General features: G+C 35.3%; 19 protein-coding genes and 2 tRNA genes. 12 read left to right on the top strand and 9 right to left on the bottom strand.

Annotated elements, in window-relative coordinates; genetic code table 11:
* Genes M2373_RS20180 through M2373_RS20160 form a run of 5 tightly spaced genes read left to right on the top strand, consistent with a single transcriptional unit; the run spans position 1 to position 6,310 of the window.
* Complete coding sequence (locus M2373_RS20180) at positions 1–1,122, top strand: serine hydrolase (protein WP_259113064.1); 1,122 nt, start codon at positions 1–3, stop codon at positions 1,120–1,122.
* Positions 1,123–1,132: 10 nt separating this feature from the next.
* Positions 1,133–2,182, top strand: a complete 1,050-nt coding sequence (locus M2373_RS20175; RefSeq protein WP_259113063.1) for a DUF6263 family protein — start codon at positions 1,133–1,135, stop codon at positions 2,180–2,182.
* A gap of 26 nt (positions 2,183–2,208) precedes the next feature.
* Positions 2,209–2,439 carry a hypothetical protein gene (locus tag M2373_RS20170; RefSeq protein ID WP_259113062.1) on the top strand — a complete coding sequence of 77 codons (231 nt, stop codon included), beginning with the start codon at positions 2,209–2,211 and terminating at the stop codon, positions 2,437–2,439.
* A gap of 33 nt (positions 2,440–2,472) precedes the next feature.
* Positions 2,473–5,013 carry a YfhO family protein gene (locus tag M2373_RS20165; protein ID WP_259113061.1) on the top strand — a complete coding sequence of 847 codons (2,541 nt, stop codon included), beginning with the start codon at positions 2,473–2,475 and terminating at the stop codon, positions 5,011–5,013.
* Positions 5,014–5,020: 7 nt separating this feature from the next.
* Complete coding sequence (locus M2373_RS20160; RefSeq protein WP_259113133.1) at positions 5,021–6,310, top strand: glycosyl transferase family 1; 1,290 nt, start codon at positions 5,021–5,023, stop codon at positions 6,308–6,310.
* A gap of 333 nt (positions 6,311–6,643) precedes the next feature.
* On the opposite strand, the gene M2373_RS20155 is transcribed toward M2373_RS20160, so the two are convergent.
* Complete coding sequence (locus M2373_RS20155) at positions 6,644–7,282, bottom strand: hypothetical protein (protein WP_259113060.1); 639 nt, start codon at positions 7,280–7,282, stop codon at positions 6,644–6,646.
* 78 nt (positions 7,283–7,360) lie between these two features.
* Entirely contained in the window at positions 7,361–7,771 is a 411-nt protein-coding gene (locus tag M2373_RS20150) for an EVE domain-containing protein (RefSeq protein ID WP_259113059.1), read from the bottom strand.
* A 57-nt stretch (positions 7,772–7,828) separates the two neighbouring features.
* Between M2373_RS20150 and M2373_RS20145 the strand changes: the two genes are divergently transcribed.
* Positions 7,829–8,791, top strand: coding sequence for a YpdA family putative bacillithiol disulfide reductase (locus M2373_RS20145; protein WP_259113058.1), 963 nt, complete (start codon positions 7,829–7,831; stop codon positions 8,789–8,791).
* A gap of 211 nt (positions 8,792–9,002) precedes the next feature.
* Here the strand turns inward: M2373_RS20145 and M2373_RS20140 are convergent, their stop codons facing one another.
* The 3 genes from M2373_RS20140 to M2373_RS20130 all read right to left on the bottom strand — a co-directional run bounded on the left by M2373_RS20140 (position 9,003) and on the right by M2373_RS20130 (position 14,245).
* Positions 9,003–11,033 carry a TonB-dependent receptor gene (locus tag M2373_RS20140; protein WP_259113057.1) on the bottom strand — a complete coding sequence of 677 codons (2,031 nt, stop codon included), beginning with the start codon at positions 11,031–11,033 and terminating at the stop codon, positions 9,003–9,005.
* A gap of 110 nt (positions 11,034–11,143) precedes the next feature.
* A complete protein-coding gene (locus tag M2373_RS20135; RefSeq protein WP_409013220.1) occupies positions 11,144–12,319 on the bottom strand; it encodes an MFS transporter in 1,176 nt (391 codons plus the stop codon).
* 252 nt (positions 12,320–12,571) lie between these two features.
* Positions 12,572–14,245: a glutamine--tRNA ligase/YqeY domain fusion protein gene (locus M2373_RS20130; RefSeq protein WP_259113055.1), complete on the bottom strand. Its 1,674-nt coding sequence runs from the start codon at positions 14,243–14,245 to the stop codon at positions 12,572–12,574.
* 159 nt (positions 14,246–14,404) lie between these two features.
* Between M2373_RS20130 and M2373_RS20125 the strand changes: the two genes are divergently transcribed.
* A complete protein-coding gene (locus M2373_RS20125; RefSeq protein WP_259113054.1) occupies positions 14,405–15,535 on the top strand; it encodes an alpha/beta hydrolase in 1,131 nt (376 codons plus the stop codon).
* Between the two features lie 388 nt (positions 15,536–15,923).
* Positions 15,924–16,091 carry a bacteriocin-like protein gene (locus M2373_RS20120; RefSeq protein WP_259113053.1) on the top strand — a complete coding sequence of 56 codons (168 nt, stop codon included), beginning with the start codon at positions 15,924–15,926 and terminating at the stop codon, positions 16,089–16,091.
* Positions 16,092–16,105: 14 nt separating this feature from the next.
* On the opposite strand, the gene M2373_RS20115 is transcribed toward M2373_RS20120, so the two are convergent.
* Positions 16,106–17,110 carry an o-succinylbenzoate synthase gene (locus tag M2373_RS20115; protein WP_259113052.1) on the bottom strand — a complete coding sequence of 335 codons (1,005 nt, stop codon included), beginning with the start codon at positions 17,108–17,110 and terminating at the stop codon, positions 16,106–16,108.
* Positions 17,111–18,127: a class 1 fructose-bisphosphatase gene (fbp, locus tag M2373_RS20110; protein ID WP_259113051.1), complete on the bottom strand. Its 1,017-nt coding sequence runs from the start codon at positions 18,125–18,127 to the stop codon at positions 17,111–17,113.
* Positions 18,128–18,441: 314 nt separating this feature from the next.
* Here fbp and M2373_RS20105 point away from each other — a divergent pair, with 314 nt between their 5' ends.
* From M2373_RS20105 to M2373_RS20090, 4 genes are all read left to right on the top strand, one after another.
* Positions 18,442–19,680, top strand: a complete 1,239-nt coding sequence (locus M2373_RS20105; RefSeq protein ID WP_259113050.1) for an aspartate kinase — start codon at positions 18,442–18,444, stop codon at positions 19,678–19,680.
* A 22-nt stretch (positions 19,681–19,702) separates the two neighbouring features.
* Entirely contained in the window at positions 19,703–21,544 is a 1,842-nt protein-coding gene (locus M2373_RS20100) for a lysophospholipid acyltransferase family protein (protein ID WP_259113049.1), read from the top strand.
* A gap of 98 nt (positions 21,545–21,642) precedes the next feature.
* Positions 21,643–21,715 (top strand) — tRNA-Phe (locus tag M2373_RS20095).
* A gap of 115 nt (positions 21,716–21,830) precedes the next feature.
* Positions 21,831–21,903 (top strand) — tRNA-Phe (locus M2373_RS20090).
* A gap of 64 nt (positions 21,904–21,967) precedes the next feature.
* Here the strand turns inward: M2373_RS20090 and M2373_RS20085 are convergent.
* Both M2373_RS20085 and M2373_RS20080 read right to left on the bottom strand, forming a co-directional pair.
* The gene (locus M2373_RS20085) at positions 21,968–22,489 is read right to left on the bottom strand and encodes a cytochrome P450 (RefSeq protein WP_259113048.1); all 522 of its coding nucleotides are present in this window, start codon (positions 22,487–22,489) and stop codon (positions 21,968–21,970) included.
* On the bottom strand, positions 22,408–22,902 hold the full coding sequence (locus tag M2373_RS20080) for a hypothetical protein (RefSeq protein WP_259113047.1): 495 nt from the start codon (positions 22,900–22,902) through the stop codon (positions 22,408–22,410). Before M2373_RS20080 ends, M2373_RS20085 begins: the two co-directional genes overlap by 82 nt.
* Positions 22,903–22,930 lie beyond the last annotated feature (28 nt).

Below are 22,930 nucleotides of genomic sequence, written 5' to 3'. Positions count from 1 at the left end.
ATGAAAACCCTATTACTTTTACCATTATGCCTTGCATTAGTCACATGCAAGGCTCAAAATAAAGAAATTCCTACTGACAACCGCCAGGTCAGTGAACTTGACAGACTTGTTCAGAAGGAAGCTGCTGCGTATATGAAAGATCCTGCCCGTGTCGGACTTTCTATAGGCATTTTTAAAGATGGTAAAAGTTATTTTTATAATTACGGAACATCAGAATTAGGAAAATCTGAACTTCCGACCTCTAAAAGCGTCTATGAGATTGCATCGATTACCAAAACCTTTACTGGAACAATTTTGGCTCATGCATTAGTCGACCAAAAAGTAAAACTGGAGGATGACATCCGAAAATATTTAGAAGGAAACTATCCTAACCTGGAATTTGAAAAGCATCCGGTAACCATTGGTAATTTAGCCAAACATTCATCGGGGTTGCCTCAGTTTTTACCGGATCAGTCTGAGACTTTTAAAAAACCGATGGATTCTGTTGCCTTTTTGCTCGCTGATTTTTATAAGAACTATTCTAAAAAAGATTTTTACAGAGATCTTCATGAGGCTAAAATTGGTTTTGCCCCGGGAACAGATTTTAAATACTCGAATGTCGGAACACAGATTGCAGGAGATATTCTGGAAAAGGTGTATACTAAAAGTTATGAAAAATTACTTTCTGAATACATTACAAAGCCTTTAAAAATGAATCAAACCATTGTTGGTACGAATTCATCTCAACTGCTGACCGGCTATAATGAAAAGGGAAAGATAATGCCCCGAAATATTACAACCATCATGGCCCCTGCAGGAGGAATTTACTCTACCACAGGAGATCTTGTAAAATATATTCAGTATCATCTGAATAAAAATGACCAATATGTTCAGGCTTCTCATACTCCCGTTGTAAAAAATGAAAGTGACGAAACCGGATTATTCTGGAGAATTCATAAAAATGAAGATGGCAGCCAAACTATTTGGCATACCGGAGGAACATTCGGTTTTTCGAGTACCCTTCATATCTATCCGTCAAAAAATATGGGAGTAATTGTACTTTCCAATGAATCTGATATGTCTTCGCAGGGGAAACTGCAGGATATCGCAGAAAATATATTTAAAAATAGTAGTAAAAATTAAAAAAATTCAAATGAAGAACATTGCAGCACTAGCACTTATATCATCTATAGCTCTTATTTCTTGTAAAAAAGAGACGACAAAAATCACAAAAGTAGATCCTAAAACAGGAAAAACCATCACGGTAGAAGTTCCTGCCGATTCAGTAGCTAAAGTGGAGGCAAATCCCGCAATTAAAGATTCTGCAGGTATTTTCACTCAGACTTTCAAGCTTGAAAAAGGAAAAACCTATCCTCTGACAACCTATCAGAGAGATACAAAAACCATGACCGATCCTAAAGGAAAAACCCTTAACGGAACAAGTGAATCTACTGACGAAATGAGTTTCACAGTGAATGATATCAAAGGAAATGTATATGACATGACCCTTAATCTCATCGGAAAAAGAAATTCTCAGACCGCAGACGGAAAAACAATCATTGTAGATACAAAATTGCCAATTCCTAAAGAGGATGACCTTAAAATGATCTGGAACATCAACAAAGCTCTTACAGGTAACAAGCTAAATATGAAAATGGATACTAAAGGAAATGTAATTTCAATTACAGGTTTTGATGCCATTTATACTAAAGTTTCTAATGCTGTAGGGACGATTCTTAAAGATAAAAATCAAAAAGAAAGTGTTGTTGCCAGTCTTAAAGAATCTTTTAATGAAAAGGTACTTAAAGATCAGTTTACAAAAAACCTGACGATTATTCCTAAAAAAGGAATCAAGTTAGGTGGAAAATGGACCAACAGCGAAAATGCAGATCCGAGTGGTAAAATAAAGGTAACATCAAACTATGTTTTAACAAGTGTTGGAAATGGTGTTGCTGAAGTTTCTGTAACCGGAGGAATTCCTAAGAAAACAGAAAAACAAAATCAGGGACCTATCACACACAGCTTAAGCAGTGAACTTGTACAAAACGGTACAATGAAGTTTGATCAAAATACAGGATGGATCACCAACCAGAATATTAATGTTGTAACCACTCAGATTGAAACTATTTCAGACGGAAAACAGTCTCAGTCTATGAAGAGCGTTTCAAAATCTTCTGTAATGGTAAATCCTTCCGCAAAATAATGTAGAAGTTTTTAAAATTAAAAGTTATGAAGTACATTCTTGAGTTAGTACTCACCGCGATTATTATTTTCTTTGTCTGGAATATTCTGAAAAGGATTTTCTTTAAAACATTTTACAGTTATAGATTTAACAATAATAACAACCAAAATAATAATCAACAAGATCTAAACTCTCACAAGAATACCAATCAGAATCTCAAGTGGGATGCAGAAACTGTAGATTACGAAGAGGTAAAAGAAAGTAATGGCAAAAGGTAAAAAAATCCCAGAAAATAAAAGATAATAACCAGCATGGCGAAAAATAAAAACTTAATTTATATTGCAATTTCATTAGTTGTATTTATAGTTTTAGCATTTTTATACTCTACCCCTGTTTTTACAGGAAAACAGCTTTTCCAGCATGATATTGTACAATATCGCGGAGGCGCAAAAGAGCTTCTGGACTACAGAGCAGACACCGGAAAAGAAACATATTGGAGTGATTCCATGTTTGGAGGAATGCCTACCTATCAGATGGGAAGCCAGTTTAAAGGTGATATTATCAAAAAGATTGATAGTAATCTTAACTTTCTTCCAAGACCTGTTAACTATCTTTTTTTACTCTTTGCAGGATTTTTCCTGTTGGGAATGGTTGTAGTCAGAAACTGGAAGTACGCTCTATTGGGAGCCACTTTCTTCGGACTCTCAACCTATTTTTATATCATCATTGCAGCGGGGCACAATGGTAAGGTAAACACTATTGAATATTTCGCACCGCTTCTGGCCGGAATATTACTCGTTTATATCAGGAAACAATACATTTGGGGATTCATTGTCACTACCCTGTTTATGGGACTTCAGATAGCGGCAAACCACCCTCAGATGACCTATTATCTGTTTCTAGCATTAGGGTTTTTATTTTTATCTGAATTAATCAGAGCGATTCAGAAGAAAACACCGATGAAGCATTTTCTGATTTCCTCGGGGATCATTGCAGCTTCGGGAATTATCGGAATCGGAATGAACTCTCAGAGAATCATGGCCAATTCAGAATATATTAAGGAAACTGTTCGTGGAAAACAGATCTTAACGAATGACAGCCACACTTCAGGAAAATCCGGAATGGACAAAGAAAGCATACTGATGTGGAGCTACGGACAATTGGAAACACTGAATCTTTTCATTCCAAGATTAATGGGTGGCGGAAGCCAGGAACCTGAAGGAAAAGAAATGATGAATAAAATTCAGGAGCTTGTTCAGGAAAATGTAAGTTCTCAATCTGAAATGGACCGTGTTTCAAAAGGCTTTGGATCAGTAACCTACTGGGGCGACCAGCCCGGAACTTCCGGACCGGCTTATCAGGGAGCGATCGTTTGTTTCCTTGCGGTTTTAGGATTCTTTTTTGCTTCAAAAAAATACCGCTACTGGATTCTGGGAGCATCCATTTTAACGATATTACTGGCTTGGGGAAGCAACTTTATGGTGCTTTCGGACTTCTTTATAGATTTTGTTCCGTTTTACAATAAATTCAGAGCACCATCTTCTATCTTAGTGGTAGTGGAATTGCTGTTCCCGTTAATAGCCATTCTCGGATTATACAGATTCTTTACTGATGAAAAATTAACCCAGGAATATAAGCAGAAAATTCTGCTCTATGTAAGTGGGGCAACTTTAGGATTATTATTAATTCTTTTAATAGCCGGAAAATCTTTGTTAGGGTTCTCAACTTCAAATGAAAGAACCTATTTACCGCCATTCTTACTTGATTATTTAACAGAAGAAAGATTTAAACTATTCAGAATCGATGCTATAAAAGCTTTTATTTATGTAGCAATTACAGCAGCTGCTTTATTTATGGTATTAAAGCAAAAACTAAGTCAGAATATTGCTTTGATGATCATCGGAGCCGTAAGTTTATTTGATCTTTGGACAGTAAATAAGCGCTATTTAAACGATGAAAATTATGTTGATAAAGTATTTGCTGAAAACCCGTTCCAGACTGAAGGCTCAGATCTTCTGGCTGAAAAAGTGGAAGCCAACCCTAGTTTAAGCTCTATTTTATCAAGTGTTCATGTTAATAAAACATTAGAGACCATTGCCGAAAAAGATAAAACTCATTATAGAGTTTTCAATAATATTTTAGGAACATTCAGTGAAACCAATACGTCTTATTTCAAGTCTTCAATCGGTGGCTATCACGCCGTGAAATTAAGAAGATATGATGATGTCATTAATGAATATTTCCAGATCATGGATTCTGTGAAAGTGCCGAATGTACTGAATTTACTGAATGCCAAATATTGGGTTGTAGGCGGACCAGAGCAGCCTCAGGCCGTTCCGAATCCTAAAGCTAACGGAAATGCATGGTTTGTAAGTGATTTAAAGTTTGTGAACACTCCGAATGAAGAAATTAAATCAATTGGTGTAATCGATAGTAAAAAAACAGCCGTAATTGCCTCTTCAGATAAAAATTACTTCACCGGAAAAACGGTACAGGCAGATCCGACAGCTGTGATCAGTTTAACAAAATACCGTCCGAATGAACTGGAATTTAAATCAGATTCTAAGACTCCTCAATTAGCTGTATTTTCCGAAATCTACTATCCTCACGGATGGAAAATGTTTGTAGACGAAAAAGAAGTACCGTACATCAAAGCCGACTATTTACTTCGTGCCGTACATGTTCCTGCAGGAAAACATAACATCAGAATGATTTTTGAACCGCAAGTTATTGAAACCGGAAAATGGATTTCAATGCTTTGCTTCGGATTATTTATTGCATTAAGTGCCTTTGGAATTTTCTGGATGAATAAGAATAAAAAGAAGGAAGAAATTCCGGTTGAAAAGATTTAAAGTTCAGATGGAACAGAAAAAAATATTGATCATCACCTATTACTGGCCTCCTGCGGGAGGTCCTGGTGTTCAAAGATGGCTGAAGTTTGCAAAATATTTACCTGAATTCGGATGGAAACCGGTGATTTATACTCCGGAAAATCCAAGCTATCCTTTGCTTGATGAAAGCCTGATGAAAGATATTCCTGAAAACGTTGAAATCGTTAAAACAAAAATATGGGAACCTTATCAGCTCGCTGAAAAACTGAATAAGAGCAATAAAAAATTCAAAGCCGGGCAATTTGATGTTGGTAAAAATCAAAGCTGGAAATCAAAACTTTCGATCTGGGTACGAGGAAATTTTTTCATTCCCGATGCCAGAGTTTTTTGGGTAAAGCCATCAGTAAAATTTCTGGAACATTATTTAAGAGAAAATAAAATAGAAGTCGTAGTCACCTCAGGACCGCCACACTCTTTACATTTAATCGGTTTAAATTTAAAAAAGAAGTTCACCCACTTAAAATGGATTGCTGATTTCCGTGATCCCTGGACGGAAATTTCTTATTATAAACATTTAAAACTCACCAAAAGTTCCGATAAAAAACATCGCCAGCTGGAAAATGATGTTTTTAAAAATGCAGATATAACTTTAGCAACAAGCTACACGGATGCAGAAAATTTCCGGAAAAACGGAGCCAATGCAATGTGTATCACCAATGGATTTGATGAGACAGATGCCAATTCTCAGACTCTTCCTGAAAGCAAAGATAAGTTTACTTTAAGCTATATCGGTGTTTTAGAACAACTCCGAAATCCGGAGAATCTTTGGAAAGCACTTGATGAGCTGGTTAAGAACAATCCTTCCTTTGCTGAGAATTTCATTTTGAAGTTTGTGGGAAGAATTGATGATAAAATTTTAAGTTCTTTTGAAAATTCGAATTTGAGATCTCACATCCTGAACCTAGGCTACCTTTCTCATGATAAAGCAATTGAGGAAATGGGAAATTCATCTCTTTTACTGATTACCAACTTTCCCAATGAATCATCTAAAGGAATTATTCCAGGGAAAATATTCGAGTATCTGGCCACCGGAAAACAGATTATTTCGTTCGGTCCCAATGATGCCGATGTTTCCAAAATATTAGATGAAACCAAAGCCGGAAAACATTTTGGCTATGATGGTTCTGAAACAATTAAAGATTTTATCCTGGAGAAATTTGAATTGTGGAAAAATGGAAACCTCTTTGAAAACAGTCAAAATATAGAGCAATTTTCAAGAAAAAACCTGACTCGGCAATTGGTTGATATTTTGGGATAGATTTCGTTTATTGTACATAAGACTTCGACAAGCTCTGCCTGACATTGCTACAGTCATTCTTTCAAATATAGCAGTCAGCATTAGAAATACCGCACTAAGCCTGTCGGAGTGTTTTTAAAATCTTAATTATAACCCGTTGTGCATATTAATTTGTTTTCGTCACTTCGAGTAGATTTTTGAAAAAAAATCGTATCGAGAAGTTTGTAGTTTTGAAGACGAATCTGTTCTCGATACATTTTTTCTCCACTTTATTACGAAAAAACACTCGAACTGACGAATCTAATACCAAAATTTCGCAAAATGCACAATGGGTTAATTATAATAAGTGTCTATCTAAATTGTCCACTGATCATTAACAACTGCTATCAGGTAATATTTCCCCTGATATTCTTCAAAAACCAATCTAAGTGTTTTCCAATCCATTTCTGCATTGGCGTCTGACCCTTTGATGAAATTTTCAGTGAAATCTGCTTTCGGATAAATTTCTTTGATATTATTCAGTGAATTTCCTTTTCCCTGAAACTCATTGAATGAAACCTGTCCGGTCGCAAAATCTTTCGAGTATACCCATTTTGTAAAATAATCATTGATCGTGGCTTTGTAAAGATCTCCAGATCCATCCATAGTTCCCCATGTAAAAAGTGTTTTTGTAGGCTGATATTTCTCAAAATCCGTTTTAGAAAACTGTTTATCTTCTTTTGGATTTACAAAAGCATACATGGAAAATCTCACGCCTTTTTCCGGGTGAATGAATGCTGCAAATTTTTTATAATCTCTGTCCTTCACACTCTGTACAACTTCTTCGTTAATTTGCTTCAATGCTGCATCTTTATCCACAATACTTTCATTATTATCTATACTGTCACCTTTTACCTGAGCGGTAGAATCTGTTTTATCATTAATGAATTTATCAGGATTTTTTTTACAGGCAACAGCACTTAAAATCAATACTGAAAAGAATATTTTTTTCATATTTTTAAATAATATTGGATAAAATTCACCAAAACTGATGCCAGCTTTTGAATTAAAGTGCTTCAGTTGCCGGATCAGTTACAACATTTTATTTTTAATAATATCAAAATCCTTTTCAGAAATTTCCAGAAAACCAAACCGGAAAGAGAAGCCCCACTTCTTTTTATCTGTAATAAAATCGAGTTGCTCGATTAAAGGAAAGATCGATATTTCTTCAGCATCATAAAATTTCACATTTCTTCGAAACGGCTGAAAACCCTCAGCCATTATTCCAGGATAAAGCTCTTCATCTTTTACCTCTCCTATTGCAGTAAAACACTGGCATTTTTCCTCCTTTTCAAAATAGCGCTTAGGAGAATAAAAAATTATTTTATCTCCTGTCTTCAATCTCTTTAAGGACGTTGCTTTTCCATGATTAGCCTGCATAAATCCGCCCTGAACTCCTCTTTCTACATGATCTTTTGATGCTACAGCAATATAATATTTCATTCTTGGATATTAATGAATTCAATTAAAGGTAAGAAAGTTTTTCAATATCTTAGCATCATGGAAATTCTAGATATTCTCATCATCGGAGGGGGACCAATCGGTCTTAATTGTGCACTTGAAGCTCAGAAAAATAATCTTACCTATTTAATCATTGAAAAAGGAACCATTGTAAATTCTTTGTACAACTATCCTTTATATATGAGATTTTTCTCCACTGCCGAAAAACTGGAAATCGCTGATATTCCATTCATATCAACGGCTCCAAAACCTGGGAGACAGGAAGCTTTGGAATATTATCAGGGAATTACCCGACAGAGAAATTTAAACATCAATCTCTATGAAAAAGTCTCTAATGTTTCTAAAAAAGATGGCGTTTTTGAAATCGAAACATTAAAAGGAAAATATTTCGCAAAAAATGTAATCATATCAACAGGGTTCTATGACATTCCAAATTTAATGCATATCCCTGGAGAAAATCTGGAAAAAGTAAAACATTACTATACAGAACCCTACCCGTATGCAAAACAAAAGATTGTAGTTGTAGGTTCCAGTAATTCTGCTGTGGATGCAGCATTGGAAACCTATAGAAAAGGTGCTGAAGTAACTATGATTGTTCGCCACTCTGAAATTTCAAAAAGTGTAAAATATTGGGTAAAGCCAGATATTGACAATAGAATTGCTGAAGGAAGTATCAAAGCTCATTTCAATTCAGAAATTATTGAAATTAAAGAAAGTTCGGTTCTATTCAAAGATGAAAACGGCGAAGTTATTGAAATTGAGAATGATTTTGTTCTCGCAATGACAGGGTATCTTCCGGATTTTGATTTCTTGAAAAATTCAGGGATTGAATTACAGGGTGATTGTTTAAATCCGCTTTACCATCCTGAAACTATGGAAACCAATATTGAAAATTTGTATCTGGCCGGGGTTGTCTGCGGCGGAAAAGATACACACCTATGGTTTATTGAAAACTCAAGAATTCATGCAGAGATGATTATAAAAAATATTCTGTTAAAGTAATTTTTTAGCAAATACTGAAAAAATGATCCTCCTAGCCCAGATCGAAGCATTTGTTTGAGCTCATTTTTTGGATTTCGGCGAGCCTTTGGCTCGCCGAAATCCAAAAAATAGCGAGTGCGAAGAGCTGGAAAAGCTTCAGATAAAAGTTTAAGCAAACTACTTTATATTGCCGATTTTTTATGGAATGATAGCCTATATGTTAGGAGAATAATTAAAAATCCATTTTTACTCCAAAAATAAAATTCCTTTTGGCTGCAGGATTGTAAAAACGATTTCCGAAAGCATTGATATCAAAGCCTAAAACAGAGTCTGTATTGTATAAGTTCTGAATCTGTAAAGATAAATTTAATCTTGTTTTTTCAACGTCTACTGGAAATCCAAGCCTGATATTTCCAACAAAGCTGGGCTCAGACCAAACAGAATTGGCATCATTCAAAGGTATTTTTGAAATATAAAAGTGTGATAAGTCCACAGTCATGCTTTTAAATAATGTAAAGTTCAATAAGCTGTTTATGCTTGTTTTAGGTACCCCTGTCAAATCATTTCCTGAAAAATCATTATCAACCTGTCGATAGTTTTCAAATGTAAAATTGTAAAAACTTCCTGAAAATCTGAATTTAAAATTGTTTAAAAATTTATTTTTCAGATCTATTTTTTTGGATTCCAAAAGAACTTCAACTCCTTTCTGAACTGTTTCTCCCTGATTGACAAAATATTCCTGTCCGGCTTCATTTTGTCTTCTGACGATCGCATCTTTCATTCGAAAATCAAAATAACTGCCTTCTGCAAAAATAAAACTCCCAAATTGTTTTCTAAATCCAATTTCCATATTCCAACCGTATTCCGGACTTAAATTCATATTAAACTCCTGATTGGAAGAGCGTATTTCTTCATTGGTCGGAGCAGAATTGCCTTTTCCAATCTTACCTCTAATCGAGAACCCTTTTTCAAAAACATATGTGATCCCAAAATTTGGAAGCCACTGATTTCTAAATCTAATATTCCCATTTTCAATTCCCGGATACTGACGCTCCCATTGATAAGAGTTTGAATTTAAACTTAACGAAATATCAGTAAATAATTTTTCACCGATATTTAATTTTTGCGAAAGAAAATAAAAACCTGATCCATTTTTCAGGCGATCAAAATTCTGTAGATTACCTTCAGCACCTTTATTATTATCGAAATTTTTAATTAAGATATCGCTCATTCCCCCTTCAAAGCCTAAGCGGTATGCCAGCGAAATTCCACTCCAGTTTTTCCCATAATTAAAATGGGTTCTCAATGCAAAATTCTTCTCAAAACGGTTTTCGAAATTGGTGATAAAAGGGTTTTCAAAATCCACATAAGAACCCTGAATCAGTATAAAATGAGAAAATTCAGGATTGATATTGAATTCATGGGAAAGTCCTGCCAAAAGCATTTTGTTACGAATCCCTGCATTTTGTTCTTTCGTTCCAGGAAGGGCAGCTGTAGCAGGTCTGGCTTGTTTTCTGTCAGACTGCATTTGCTCCAGAGTCAATCCACCGGGAGTTTGGTAATCGAGATCTGTATATAAGATCATAGCTTTCAATAATGCTTTTTCCGAATACTGAAAATGGTCTTTTAAAAATATCTGTTTTCTCTGAACTGCAGACTGCTCTCTATAAGAATCAGTCTGATAATAATTCTGAAAAATCTCAAAAAAATGTTTTCCCAACTGTTTAGAAAAATCAAAACTCTGACTGAATGTTCCATAACTTCCGATGGATAAATCAGCTGATAAATGCTCAGAAGTAGTCGTCTGTAACAACACTGTTCCGCCAGTCACAGCCCCAAAATCACCACTTTCCGGACCTTTATAAATTTCCATTTTATGAATAAGCTCAGGAGAAATTATATTAAAATAAGTATTTCCCGAAGCATCTGTCAAAATAAAATCATCCAGATAAACCTTCACATTACGAACTCCGAAAGGTGATCTCAACGTACTTCCGCGCAGAGAGATCCTATAGCTTCCGGGCGATCTTTCTTCCATTCTTGCTCCGGCAATCTGATTAACAGACTCCAACATTCTTTCCGGAGTATTTTGATTCAATAAGTTTTCTGAAACTACAGAAACGGCCTTAGTAGAAGTTATAAAAGGAGTCGATTTTTTATATGCATCAATCTGAACTTCCGAAATCAGCGTTGCAGAATCTTTTTTCTGAGAAAAATAAATATGACTAACAAGAAGAGATATAAGAAAGTATATTTTTATCATTAAAGCAAGTTGTAGAATAAGACCAGCAAAAATTATACAGTTTTAAATTTACCAGTGAGTATTACAAAAAAAAAGAAAGCTACAAAATCTGCAGCTTTCTTTTTGCCAATCTAATTGATGGCTTTTTCTTTTTTGTCTTTGATCATCCACGGAACAATGAAATAAAGGGCAACTGCGATAAAAGTTGCTAAAACTCCTGTCCCGATCCACAATGCATTAAAGCCAAATCTTTCGGCAAGCATTGTACCTATATAGGGAGTAATGATGAATGCAATGGAAAATGAAATCCCATTCAGTCCCATATATGCCCCTTTATTGTTTTCCCCTGAACGCAAAGCCGTAATCGTCGACATAAAAGGCAATGTCCAGATTTCACCTATACATAGGATGGTCATAGAAACCAATAAGGTAATCATACTGTAATCAAACGCGAGCATTGCATAAGAAAGTCCACAAATGAAAGTTCCTAAAAGCATGGTTACTGCCAGACTGAAGTATTTTTCTGCAATTTGTACAAATCCCATTTCGAGCAATACAATCAGGAATCCACTGTATCCTAAAATATAGCCTATATTTTGCTGACTCAATTTAGCCGTATCTTTATAAAATATTGTCAGTGTGCTGAATAACTGGAAAAAGCAGATTGAAAACAGCATGCAGAAGAAACAGTAAATTAAGAATTTACCGTCACGATAAGGCGAATTCTCTTTTTTAATAACAATTGCTTCTTTTACTTTTTTCGCTTTCACTTTTGCTAATTTATTACGCTTTGCAAAGAACCAGATGTACATTAAGCCAGCTGATAACGCTGCAAAAGCATTACTGAAAAATAAAAACTCATAAGATATAGCAGATAAAATCCCTCCTAAAGCAGGTCCGATTGAGAACCCTAAATTGACTGCCATACGGTTTAATGAAAACGCTCTCGTAATATTTTCAGGTTTTGCATATTTTGTAATCGCAACCGAGTTGGCAGGACGAAAGGTCTCACTTACAATACTTTGTATTAAAATAATACCCGCTACTCCAATTTCTGTTTTAAAAATTGGAATCAGGCAGAATAACGGCACACTTAATAATAAACTGAGATATTGCACTTTATATTCACCGATTTTATCGGTAATCATTCCTCCTAACCATGAACCCAGCACAGAACCTATTCCGAAAAAGCTCAGAACAACTCCTGTATTTTCGATGCTAAAATGTAAATGGTCTGTCATATAAACTCCCAAAAACGGGAGTACCATAGACCCCGCACGGTTGATGAGCATTACAAGTGCCAGCATCCAGCTTTCCTGCGAAAGTCCTTTAAACGAATTTGTGTATAGATTTATTAATTTCACAATTTCTCAAGTTTTAGTTTTAATAATTTGTATTTGTTGTTTGGGTTTTTTAATAATTTTTTTCTGTAATAAATGTTTTTTAACTTCATCCGGATACGCCATACACCAGTGAAGACAACAACACAAGATTTTAAACAAAAAAACAGGGCTTAAAAAAATTAAGCCCTGTTTCATTTATATGGATATAAATAATTTCTACTCCGGCTTATAAGAGTCTTTCAATGTCACAGTTCTATTGAACACAAAATTTGTATCTGTCGAATCCTGATCCTTTGTAAAATAGCCAATTCTCTGGAATTGAAGAGGTTCTCCCACTGCCACATCCTTTAAGCTAGGCTCAGCAAATCCCTGAATTGTTGCGACAGATTCAGGATTAATAAAGTTTAAGAAATCCACATCTTTTTCAGCATCAGGCTGTTCTACAGTGAATAACTTCTCGTAATTTCTTACTTCCACAGGAATTGCGTGCTTAGCAGACACCCAGTGAATTGTACCTTTTACTTTTCTTAAACTTTCCTCGGTTCCGCTTCCTGACTTGGATTTTTCGTCATAAGTTGCATAAATCGTCGTAATTTCACCATTTTCATCCTTCTCTACTCTTTCACCTTTAATGATATAAGCAGATTTCAAACGAACCTCACCACCCAATTTCAGCCTGAAGAACTTATTACCAGCTTCTTCCTTGAAATCTTCGCGTTCAATATATAATTCTCTTGAGAATGGTACCTGTCTTGTCCCTGCATTTTCCTGCTCAGGATTATTTTCAGTATCCAGCCACTCTTCCTGTCCTTCAGGGTAGTTTTCAATGACCAGTCTGACAGGGTCTACAACCGCCATCACACGCTTAGCTACTTTATTTAAATCTTCACGAACACAGAAATCTAATAATTGGATTTCAATTAAATTCTCTCTTTTTGCAACCCCTACTTTATCAATAAAATTCCTGATTGCATTTGCCGTGAAACCTTTTCTCCTCATTCCGGAAATCGTAGGCATCCTCGGATCATCCCATCCGTTGACTACCTTTTCAGCAATAAGCCTTTGCAGTTTTCTTTTGGAAGTGATCATATAAGAAACATTCATCCTTGCAAATTCTCTTTGCTTAGGAGCTACCTTTGACTCATCATAAACCTGCTCCAGATACCAATTATAAAGCGGTCTGTGATTTTCAAATTCTAATGAGCATAATGAATGTGAAACCTGCTCCAAATAATCAGATTCACCGTGTGCCCAGTCGTACATCGGATAAATTTTCCAGTCAGTACCTGTTCTGTGGTGAGGTCTTTTCAAAATTCTGTACATAACAGGGTCACGCATGTTCATATTGGGTGACTCCATGTCGATTTTTGCACGAAGAGACATTGAACCTTCTTCAAATTCACCGTTTTTCATTCTTGCAAATAAGTCCAAAGACTCTTCAACAGGACGGTTTCTGTATGGAGATTCCACACCTGGTTCTGTAGGATTTTTTCTTTGCTCGGTAATAATTTCAGATGGCTGCTCATCTACATAAGCTTTTCCTTCTTTAATTAACTGAACGGCCCAATCGTAAAGCTGCTGGAAGTAATCGGATGCGTACAAAACTTTATCCCATTTGAAACCTAACCATTCAACGTCTTTCATAATAGAATCTACGAATTCCTGTTCTTCTTTTTCAGGATTTGTATCGTCGAAACGAAGGTTTACGGGAGCATTGTATTTTTCACCCAAACCGAAGTTGATGCAGATCGCTTTTGTATGACCTACATGCAGATAACCGTTTGGTTCAGGTGGAAAACGGAAACGTATCTGATCATTTTTCAGACCGTTTGCCAAATCATCTTCGATAATTTGCTCAATAAAATTGAGTGATTTTTTTTCTTCTTCCATTAAAATTCGCTTTAAAATGTCGTACTATACAACAATTTGCAAATTTAGGAAATTTTAAGGGTTTATGGAAATTATAATTTAAAACAATAATTATTAATAATTCAATATTTTTATTTAACTTAGAAATTAACTAAAACCGTTTTCTCAAAAATCCCGAACATGGCTGTTTACATCCTAAGCAATCGAAAAATCGTTCGTCATAAAGGCGAAAAAGAGGATTCTTTTTCCAATGATGAGTACTCCATTCCTAATTTCAGGATTGCAAAGTGTGATTTTAAAAACTATAAAGAGCCCACCGCTACAGAAAAAAAGAAAAAAAATTATACCAATCGTAATATTGTAAATTATCAGCTCTTCTCGGAACCTGAAAAACAAGGATATCAGGATGTTTTAGATGTTCTGTTGAGTGAAAAAGGCATTAAAAATTCAGCCTTAACAGCCAATAACCTTGGTGGTACCCAGAGAATGTTCTATGAATTGTATAAAAATATGTCTTCTACAAAGGACAGAAGTGACGTTTTGATATTTATTCACGGATATGCCTACGATTTTGACGATGAATTGAAAGCCATTCTAGATCTTAAAAAATTATTTATTGATAATCCGGCATCTCCTGTTGAACATATTCTATTCGTAAGCTGGCCTGCTTCGAGCAGTATTGTTCCGCTGACTTATTTTGATGATAAAGCTTCAAGCATCAATTCCGGAAGTTCGCTGATGAGACTGTTTTATTTTTATACTCAGTTTTTAAAAGATATTTTTTCGAACAGAGATTTAATTCCCTGCAATCAAAGAATTCATATAATGGCACATTCTATGGGCAATCGGGTTCTTCAAAGCATGCTTTACAGTCTGAAAAAGGAAAATATTCTGAGAGTCATTGATCAGGTTTTATTATTAAATTCAGATGTCACATACAAGGTTTTTGAAGAGTCTGAAGATTCATTCAACAAGCTACCGTTGCTTGCCAACAGAATTTCCATTTATTTAAACAGAAAAGATACGGTCTTGGGAATTTCGCAATTCACCAAAAACATTCTAACTCCAAGGCTGGGCAAAAACGGTCCGAGTGATATTGAAAAGTTCAAAGATATCGTATCTATCATCGACTGTACTTTTGTGAAAGACGATGTGCTTACCGGACTAAAATATGATATCGGAAATCATTGGGGATATCTTTCGAGTTCCCAGGTACAGAATGATATTTTCCAAAACTTATATGGTGTGGACAGGAATCTTATCACCAACAGATCAAAGAATAACGAAAACATTTTCACAATTATTTCTTAATAATATAATAAAATACTCCCATGAAATAAGTCATATGTTAAACTCAAAAAAATCCTCCACTATGGCACAGCGCTTGCAAATTCATCAACCAGAGAAATACTAAATTTAATATAATGAAAAAGGTTAAAAGAAAGTTTTCTTCTATACTTGAGTATATTAAGAAAGCAATTTTTGTAAAAGACGTAATTTAGTTACATCAATATCAACTCCAAATAAACGAACAGTATTCGAGCCTAAAATTACTACATCATAGACAAGTTATTATCTGGTTTTTAAGATAACTCATCCAATTATTTCACTTCAATGTGCGTTAATCTTAGTTAAAAACATTGCACGAACGAAAAATTAAATTGATATTTACTTTACAAATCAATTTAATACTATTATTATGAAAAATCTACAAAAAATCAACAGAGAACAATTAAAAACAATCAACGGAGGAAGACCACCTCTTGGATGTAACAACTGGAATCCATCTGCTATGTGCTGCAGATCATGGGGTGAAGGCTATTGCGGCAATACTACCTGCCCAGATTCACCTCCACCATTCTGCTAGTTAATGTTTCTCAGTTATATTTTGAACCATAACAACTCATTTCGGAGTTCCAATACGGATTCAAAATTATTGACAAATAAAGATCCGGTGCCCAAACCCTGTGGCATCGGATTTTCTTTTGTAAAAGTGTACTGTGCGATGGCATTGAGCCCGATATTGCTTTCTAAAGCAGAAGTAATCCACCAGCCTATATTTTGTTCTTCGGCAAGGGCAATCCACTCATCAGAACCTGAAAAACCACCTACTAAAGCTGGTTTTAAGATGATGTATTGTGGCTTTATGGTTTCTAATAATTTTTTCTTTTCATTAAAATCAATAATTCCTATTAATTCTTCATCTAATGCAATCGGAGTTGGCGTTTCGGCGCACAATTCAGCCATATGATTCCAGTTTCCTGCTTTAATCGGCTGTTCGATTGAATGAATATTTAAATCTGCTAACTGCTGTAAAACAAGTTTCGCTTTTTCCTTATTAAAACCTCCATTGGCATCAACACGGAGTTCCAGAGTATCTTTTGAGAATTTTTTTCTTAATTTTTGAAGAACTTCGTGCTCAGATTCCCAGTCTACACCTATTTTTAATTTAATACAGTGAAATCCCTGCTCTAGTTTATCCTGGATCTGTTCTTCCATATAATTGATATCGCCCATCCAGATCAGGCCATTGATAACAATTGAGTTTTTTCCTTCTGTAAATTCACTTGGAAAATAAAGATTTTCACCGTGTTTTAAATTTAAAATAGCCTGTTCATATCCAAACCAAAGTGATGGAAATTCTTTTAATTCCTCTTTTAAAAGTTCAGAATCCTGATTGATATTTTCACATAACCATTGTAATTTCTCTTCATAATCCGGGCGGTCATCAAAGCTTAATCCTCTGAAAATAGCACACTCTCCTGTTCCTTTTTTTCCGTCTTTTGAAATCTCAAGAATAAAAGTTTCCTTTTCATGCAAAACGCCGCGAGATGTTCCACTCGGGCGTTTGAATTCTAATAAATATTTAAAATATTTTGCTGTCATTTATTTCACACTATCAATTCGCATAAATTCCTCAGCTTTTTCAACCATATTGATACTTCCGCAGAAAAACGGAATTCTTTGATGCAGTTCCGTCGGTTCAATTTCCAGAATCCTTCTGAAACCGTCTGTTGCTTTTCCACCAGCCTGTTCTGCTAGGAAAGCCATCGGATTACATTCGTACAATAATCTCAGTTTTCCGTTTGGAGCCTGTGAATAAGACGGATAAATGTAAATTCCGCCCTTCAGCATATTTCTGTGGAAATCGGCAACCAATGAACCAATATATCTTGAGGTATAAGGTCTGTCTCCTTCTTCCATCTGACAATATTTAAGATAATTTTTAACGCCCTGAGGGAATTTAATATAATTTCCTTCATTAATCGAATAAATTTTACCTGTTTTCGGAAACTGCATATTAGGATGAGAAAGATAATAAGTTCCTAAAGATGGATCCAGTGTAAATCCGTTTACACCGTTTCCTGTCGTATAAACGATCATCGTTGAAGAACCATAGATTACGTAACCCGCCGCAATCTGGTTGATCCCTTTTTGTAAAAAATCTTCCAGCTGAACCGGGGTTCCGGGCTCTGTAACCCTTCTGTAAATTGAAAAAATAGTTCCTACAGAAACGTTTACATCAATATTTGAAGATCCGTCAAGCGGATCGATTAGCACAACATACTTGCTTAAGTGACCGTTTTCACCACATTTAATGTCAATAAAATCATCATTTTCCTCGGAAGCAATACCGCAAACCACTTCTCTCTGAGACAATGCTGTAATGAAGATATCGTTGGCAATAACATCCAGTTTCTGCTGCTCTTCGCCCTGAACGTTTTCGTTTCCGGCTTTCCCGATAATATCCGCAATTCCGGCCTTATTCACCTCCCTGTTTACGACTTTTGAAGCCAATCTTATTGCACTTAAAAGACGAGAAAATTCCCCTGTAGAGTACTGAAAATCGTCCTGTTTATCAATAAGAAATTCCCCTAAAGTCTGTAATGGCTGATCTGACATATTTTTTCTTTTTACGTTTTCACCAAATTTCGTAAAATTTATTACATTTGAAAGAATTTTCGCACAAAAGACTTTAATACTTGTATTACAGCAAGATACAGCATCATTTATTCATTATAGATAGAATTTATCCGAAAAATCTATCCCCAATCTGTTGAAGCAATCTGAAAAATTTAAACTAATTACTGATTTTAATAAAATCTTAAGCCTATCCTTTCGCCGGACTATTTCATATCTCGTTGTAAATTTATAATTTTGACACCCGTAAAAAACTCAACTAATTTTTATCTAACAATTTTATTATTAACAATTTAATGAAAATTTTCAAGTTTGGTGGAGCATCAGTAAAGGATGCTGAAAGTGTAAAGAATGTGTCTATGGTATTAAAAAGCCAGGGATTTGCCAAATGTTTGCTGGTAATTTCAGCAATGGGCAAGACGACTAATGAGTTGGAAAAAGTTGTAGAACTTTATTTCAAGAAGGATAACTATCAAACTGAGATTGAAAAGATAAAACGAAAACACATTGAAATCGCGGAGGGTCTATTCCCTGAAAATCATGCAGTTTTCGCAGAAATCAATTTATTTTTTGATGATATTGATTCTTTTTTAAGAAGAAACAAATCTCCGAATTACAATTTCGTTTACGATCAGGTGGTAAGCTGCGGAGAGATGATTTCTACTAAAATTGTAAGTGAGTATTTGAACGAAATTCAATTTACCAACCAATGGCTGGATGCAAGGGATTATGTAAAAACAGATAACTCATACAGAGAAGGAACAGTAGACTGGACAAGAACTGAAGAATTTATTTCCAACTTAAACAAAGAAATCTGCTATGTTACGCAGGGTTTCATCGGATCAGATGATAACAATTTTACGGTGACTTTGGGAAGAGAAGGTTCGGATTATTCTGCAGCTATTTTTGCTTATTGTCTGAATGCAGATGCCATGACAATCTGGAAAGATGTTCCGGGAGTGATGACAGGAGATCCAAGAAAATTCAAAGATGTAAGCCTTCTTTCGAATATTTCTTACGAAGAAGCTATTGAGATGGCTTATTACGGAGCAAGTGTTATCCATCCGAAAACATTACAGCCTCTTCAGCAAAAAAATATTCCTTTTTATGTAAAATCTTTCGTAGATCCTACCAAAGAAGGGACAAAAGTAGGTGCTTCAGAAAAAAACCAAAGCGAAGAATCTTATATTTTAAAAGAAAATCAAACACTATTAAAAATCTCAACGAGAGATTTCTCCTTCATTGCAGAAGACCATATGAGTTTGATATTCGGATATTTATCCAAGTACAAAATTAAAGTTTCTTTGATGCAGAATTCTGCAATTTCATTAGCTTTATGTCTGGAAGATAAATTCAACCATGTAGATGAACTTAATGAAGAACTACAGAAAGTATTTTCAACTGAAGTAGTTAAAAATGTATCTTTATTTACCGTGAGAAATGCGAAGATGGAGAACATTGATCAATTTTACCAGGAAAAAAGTGTATTATTGGAGCAGATTGCGAAGAATACACTTCAAATGGTAACACACTAAAACAAATTGCGACTAAACACATATGAGTTTAATTTCGAAAAACGATTTAATTCAAGCTTCCGGCTTAAGTAAAATAGGATTTCTTAAAAATCCTGTAGCATCCGCTGTTATGAGCATTGCTAAAATTAATGAAGTTAACAAGCTATACGATAAACTAAAAGACAAGGAAGGTAAAGACTTTTTCGACTCATTTGTGAGAGAGAGAAACTTAAGCTATATCGCTTTTGAAGAAGACTTGGCAAAAATTCCGAAAACGGGACCGTTTATTCTGGTTTCGAATCATCCACTGGGAGCGATTGACGGGATTTTAATGTGCAAAGTTTTATCAGAAGTACGTCCGGATTTCAAAGTTATGGGTAATTTTCTTTTGGAAAAAATAAAACCTATGGAGCCGTTCGTAATTTCTGTAAACCCTTTTGAAAACAGAAAAGGTGCTTACAGCAGCTCTTCAGGAATGCGTGAAACACTGAAGCATTTACAAGATGGAGGTTGCGTAGGTATTTTTCCGGCAGGAGAAGTTTCGAATAAAAACAATCCTTATGGAGAAATTTTAGATAAAGAATGGGAAAAACCGGCTCTTAAGCTTATAAAAATGGCAAAAGTGCCGGTAGTTCCTATGTATTTCCATGCCAAAAACAGCCGCTTATTTTATCAGGTTTCCAAAATACATCCGAATTTACAGACATTGATGCTTCCTGCAGAAATGATGAACGACAGGGAAAAACCGATCCGTATAAGAATCGGAAAACCTATTGCTGTAAAAGCGATGGATGAAATGGAAAATATTGAAGAACTGGGTGAATTTCTTAAACGTAAGGTTTACATGATGAAATCTTACTATGAGAAGAGAAAATCTCTTGCTCAGGCGATTAATCTTCAGAATTTATCTGTAAAATTTCCTTTGCTTAAAGAAGAAAATATTGTTCAGAATATCATTGATGAAACTCCGAAAGAAGATATTCTTAAGGATATCAATAAGCTGAAAGGCACTGATAAAATGTTTTTCAGCAACGGAAACTATGAAGTATACTTTACCGCATATGAAGAAATCCCTTCTATTATGAGGGAAATCGGGCGTCAGAGAGAGCTTACATTCCGTGCCGTGGGTGAAGGAAGCAATCTTCCTTTTGACCTTGACGAGTATGATAAACATTACCATCACCTTTTCCTTTGGGATAATGCCGAAGAAAAACTGGTAGGAGCATACAGAATGGCTTTGGGTAAAGAAGTCATGAAAAAATCAGGTATTAAAGGCTTTTACACGAGTTCTTTATTTGAATTTGAACAGGACATCCACCCTTTCTTTAAAAAGGTGATTGAGATGGGCAGAGCATATATTTGTCAGGAATATCAGCAAAAGCCTCTCCCGCTTTTCCTTTTATGGAGAGGAATTGTACACGTCTGCCTGAGAAATCCCGATCACAAATTTCTGATGGGAGGAGTAAGTATCTCCAATAAATTCTCAGAGTTTTCAAAATCTCTGATGATCGAATTTATGCGTTCAAATTACTACGACTCTGCGGTAGCACAATATATTACTCCAAGAAACGAATATAAAGTTAAGCTTCGTGACAGAGATAAACATCTGTTTTTTGAAGAAATGGAATCTGATTTAAATAAATTGGATAAGATCATCGATGACCTGGAACCGGAGTTGAGATTACCTGTTTTAATTAAAAAATATATCAAACAAAACGCAAAAGTTATTGCCTTTAATGTCGATCCAAACTTCAATGATGCGATCGATGGATTGATGTATATCCGAATTAGTGATCTTCCTGAAAGCACGATTAAGCCTGTATTAGAGGAAATGAGCGATCAGATCCGCAAGGAACAGGAAAATAATCAAGCTGAGAATCAATAGGTTTTTAAGTTTTGTTAAAAAAAGTACCGTTAATACTTGCTTCATATACCAAAACTTACTACTTTTGCATCACTTTAAAACAACGAAGTAACAAGAATGGTTTCTTAGCTCAGTTGGTAGAGCAATGGATTGAAAATCCATGTGTCCCTGGTTCGATTCCTGGAGAAACCACTTAAAAAACCACCTGTAAAAAGGTGGTTTTATTTTCAAAGTTTTAAATAAATTTGTGAGAGTTAATAATTATTATTACTTTTGCACCACTTCAAAAAAGAAGTAAAAATTAAATGGTTTCTTAGCTCAGTTGGTAGAGCAATGGATTGAAAATCCATGTGTCCCTGGTTCGATTCCTGGAGAAACCACAGAAGTTAAACAATTTCTAATAAAATCCCTCAAATTGTACAATTTGAGGGATTATTTTTTATATCAAATTCTGTTAAAAATAACAGGAAGTTCCTGATAGCAATAAACAACAGTACTTGGTATCCTTTTCAAAACTGTTCCGGGTTGGAGACGAATATCCTTCATATGCTGAAATATTACCTCAAAAAGAATACGCATTTCAAGTTTTGCCAACACCGAACCGATGCAATAGTGAATTCCATATCCAAAAGTAATCAGTTTGGAATTATCTCTGTTGATATCAAAGCTGTCCGGATTGGGAAATACAGCAGGATCATGATTTGCAGAACCGATCCATAAATTAACCAGATCATTTTTTTTAATAAGATTACCTTTAAATTCAAAATCCTGTTTTGCAATTCGGGGCATACTCATAATCGGAGATCTGAAACGCAGTACTTCATTAAGTGCTTTGGGAATATCCTGCGGGTTTGCGATCAGGTGTTTCTGTATTTCCGGATATTTTATAAAAGTATCCATTGCCAATATTGCCAATGCCTGAGTGGTTTCTGTTCCTCCAATAAATAAAGTAATATTGAAAGCCACACCTCTTTACGCTCCAGCTTTTTTCCATCAATTTCTGCCCGTAAAAGACCCGTTATCAAATCTTCCTGAGGATGCTGCGCCCGTTCTTCTATCAATTCCATGAAAAATGAGGCCATATCTTTCATACTCTGCAGATAAATTTCCATCCCTATCACAGCAGGATCAGAGATCAATGCTCTAACCCATTTACCAATCTGCTGATTATTTTCTTCAGGGACACCCAACAAACGCGCAATAGTAAGACTTGGAAGCACAGCTACACCGCTTACGAACTCCATTTCGCCAGATTGCAGAAATGGGTCAATCAGTTTCCGGGACTGCTCATAAAGCCATGGTTCCAGCCGGGAAATCATACCCATTGAAAAAGCCTTGCTTGCCAGGGCATGTAAATTTTTGTGACGGGGCGGATCCATAGTCACTAAACTGTCCCCAAGAATATCT

Origin of the sequence: Chryseobacterium sp. JUb7 (genome assembly GCF_024806495.1) — a bacterium.
Classification (GTDB): Bacteria; Bacteroidota; Bacteroidia; order Flavobacteriales; family Weeksellaceae; genus Chryseobacterium.
The sequence above is the reverse complement of the archived record's forward strand: the minus strand, read 5'-3'. Positions and strand labels throughout refer to the sequence as shown.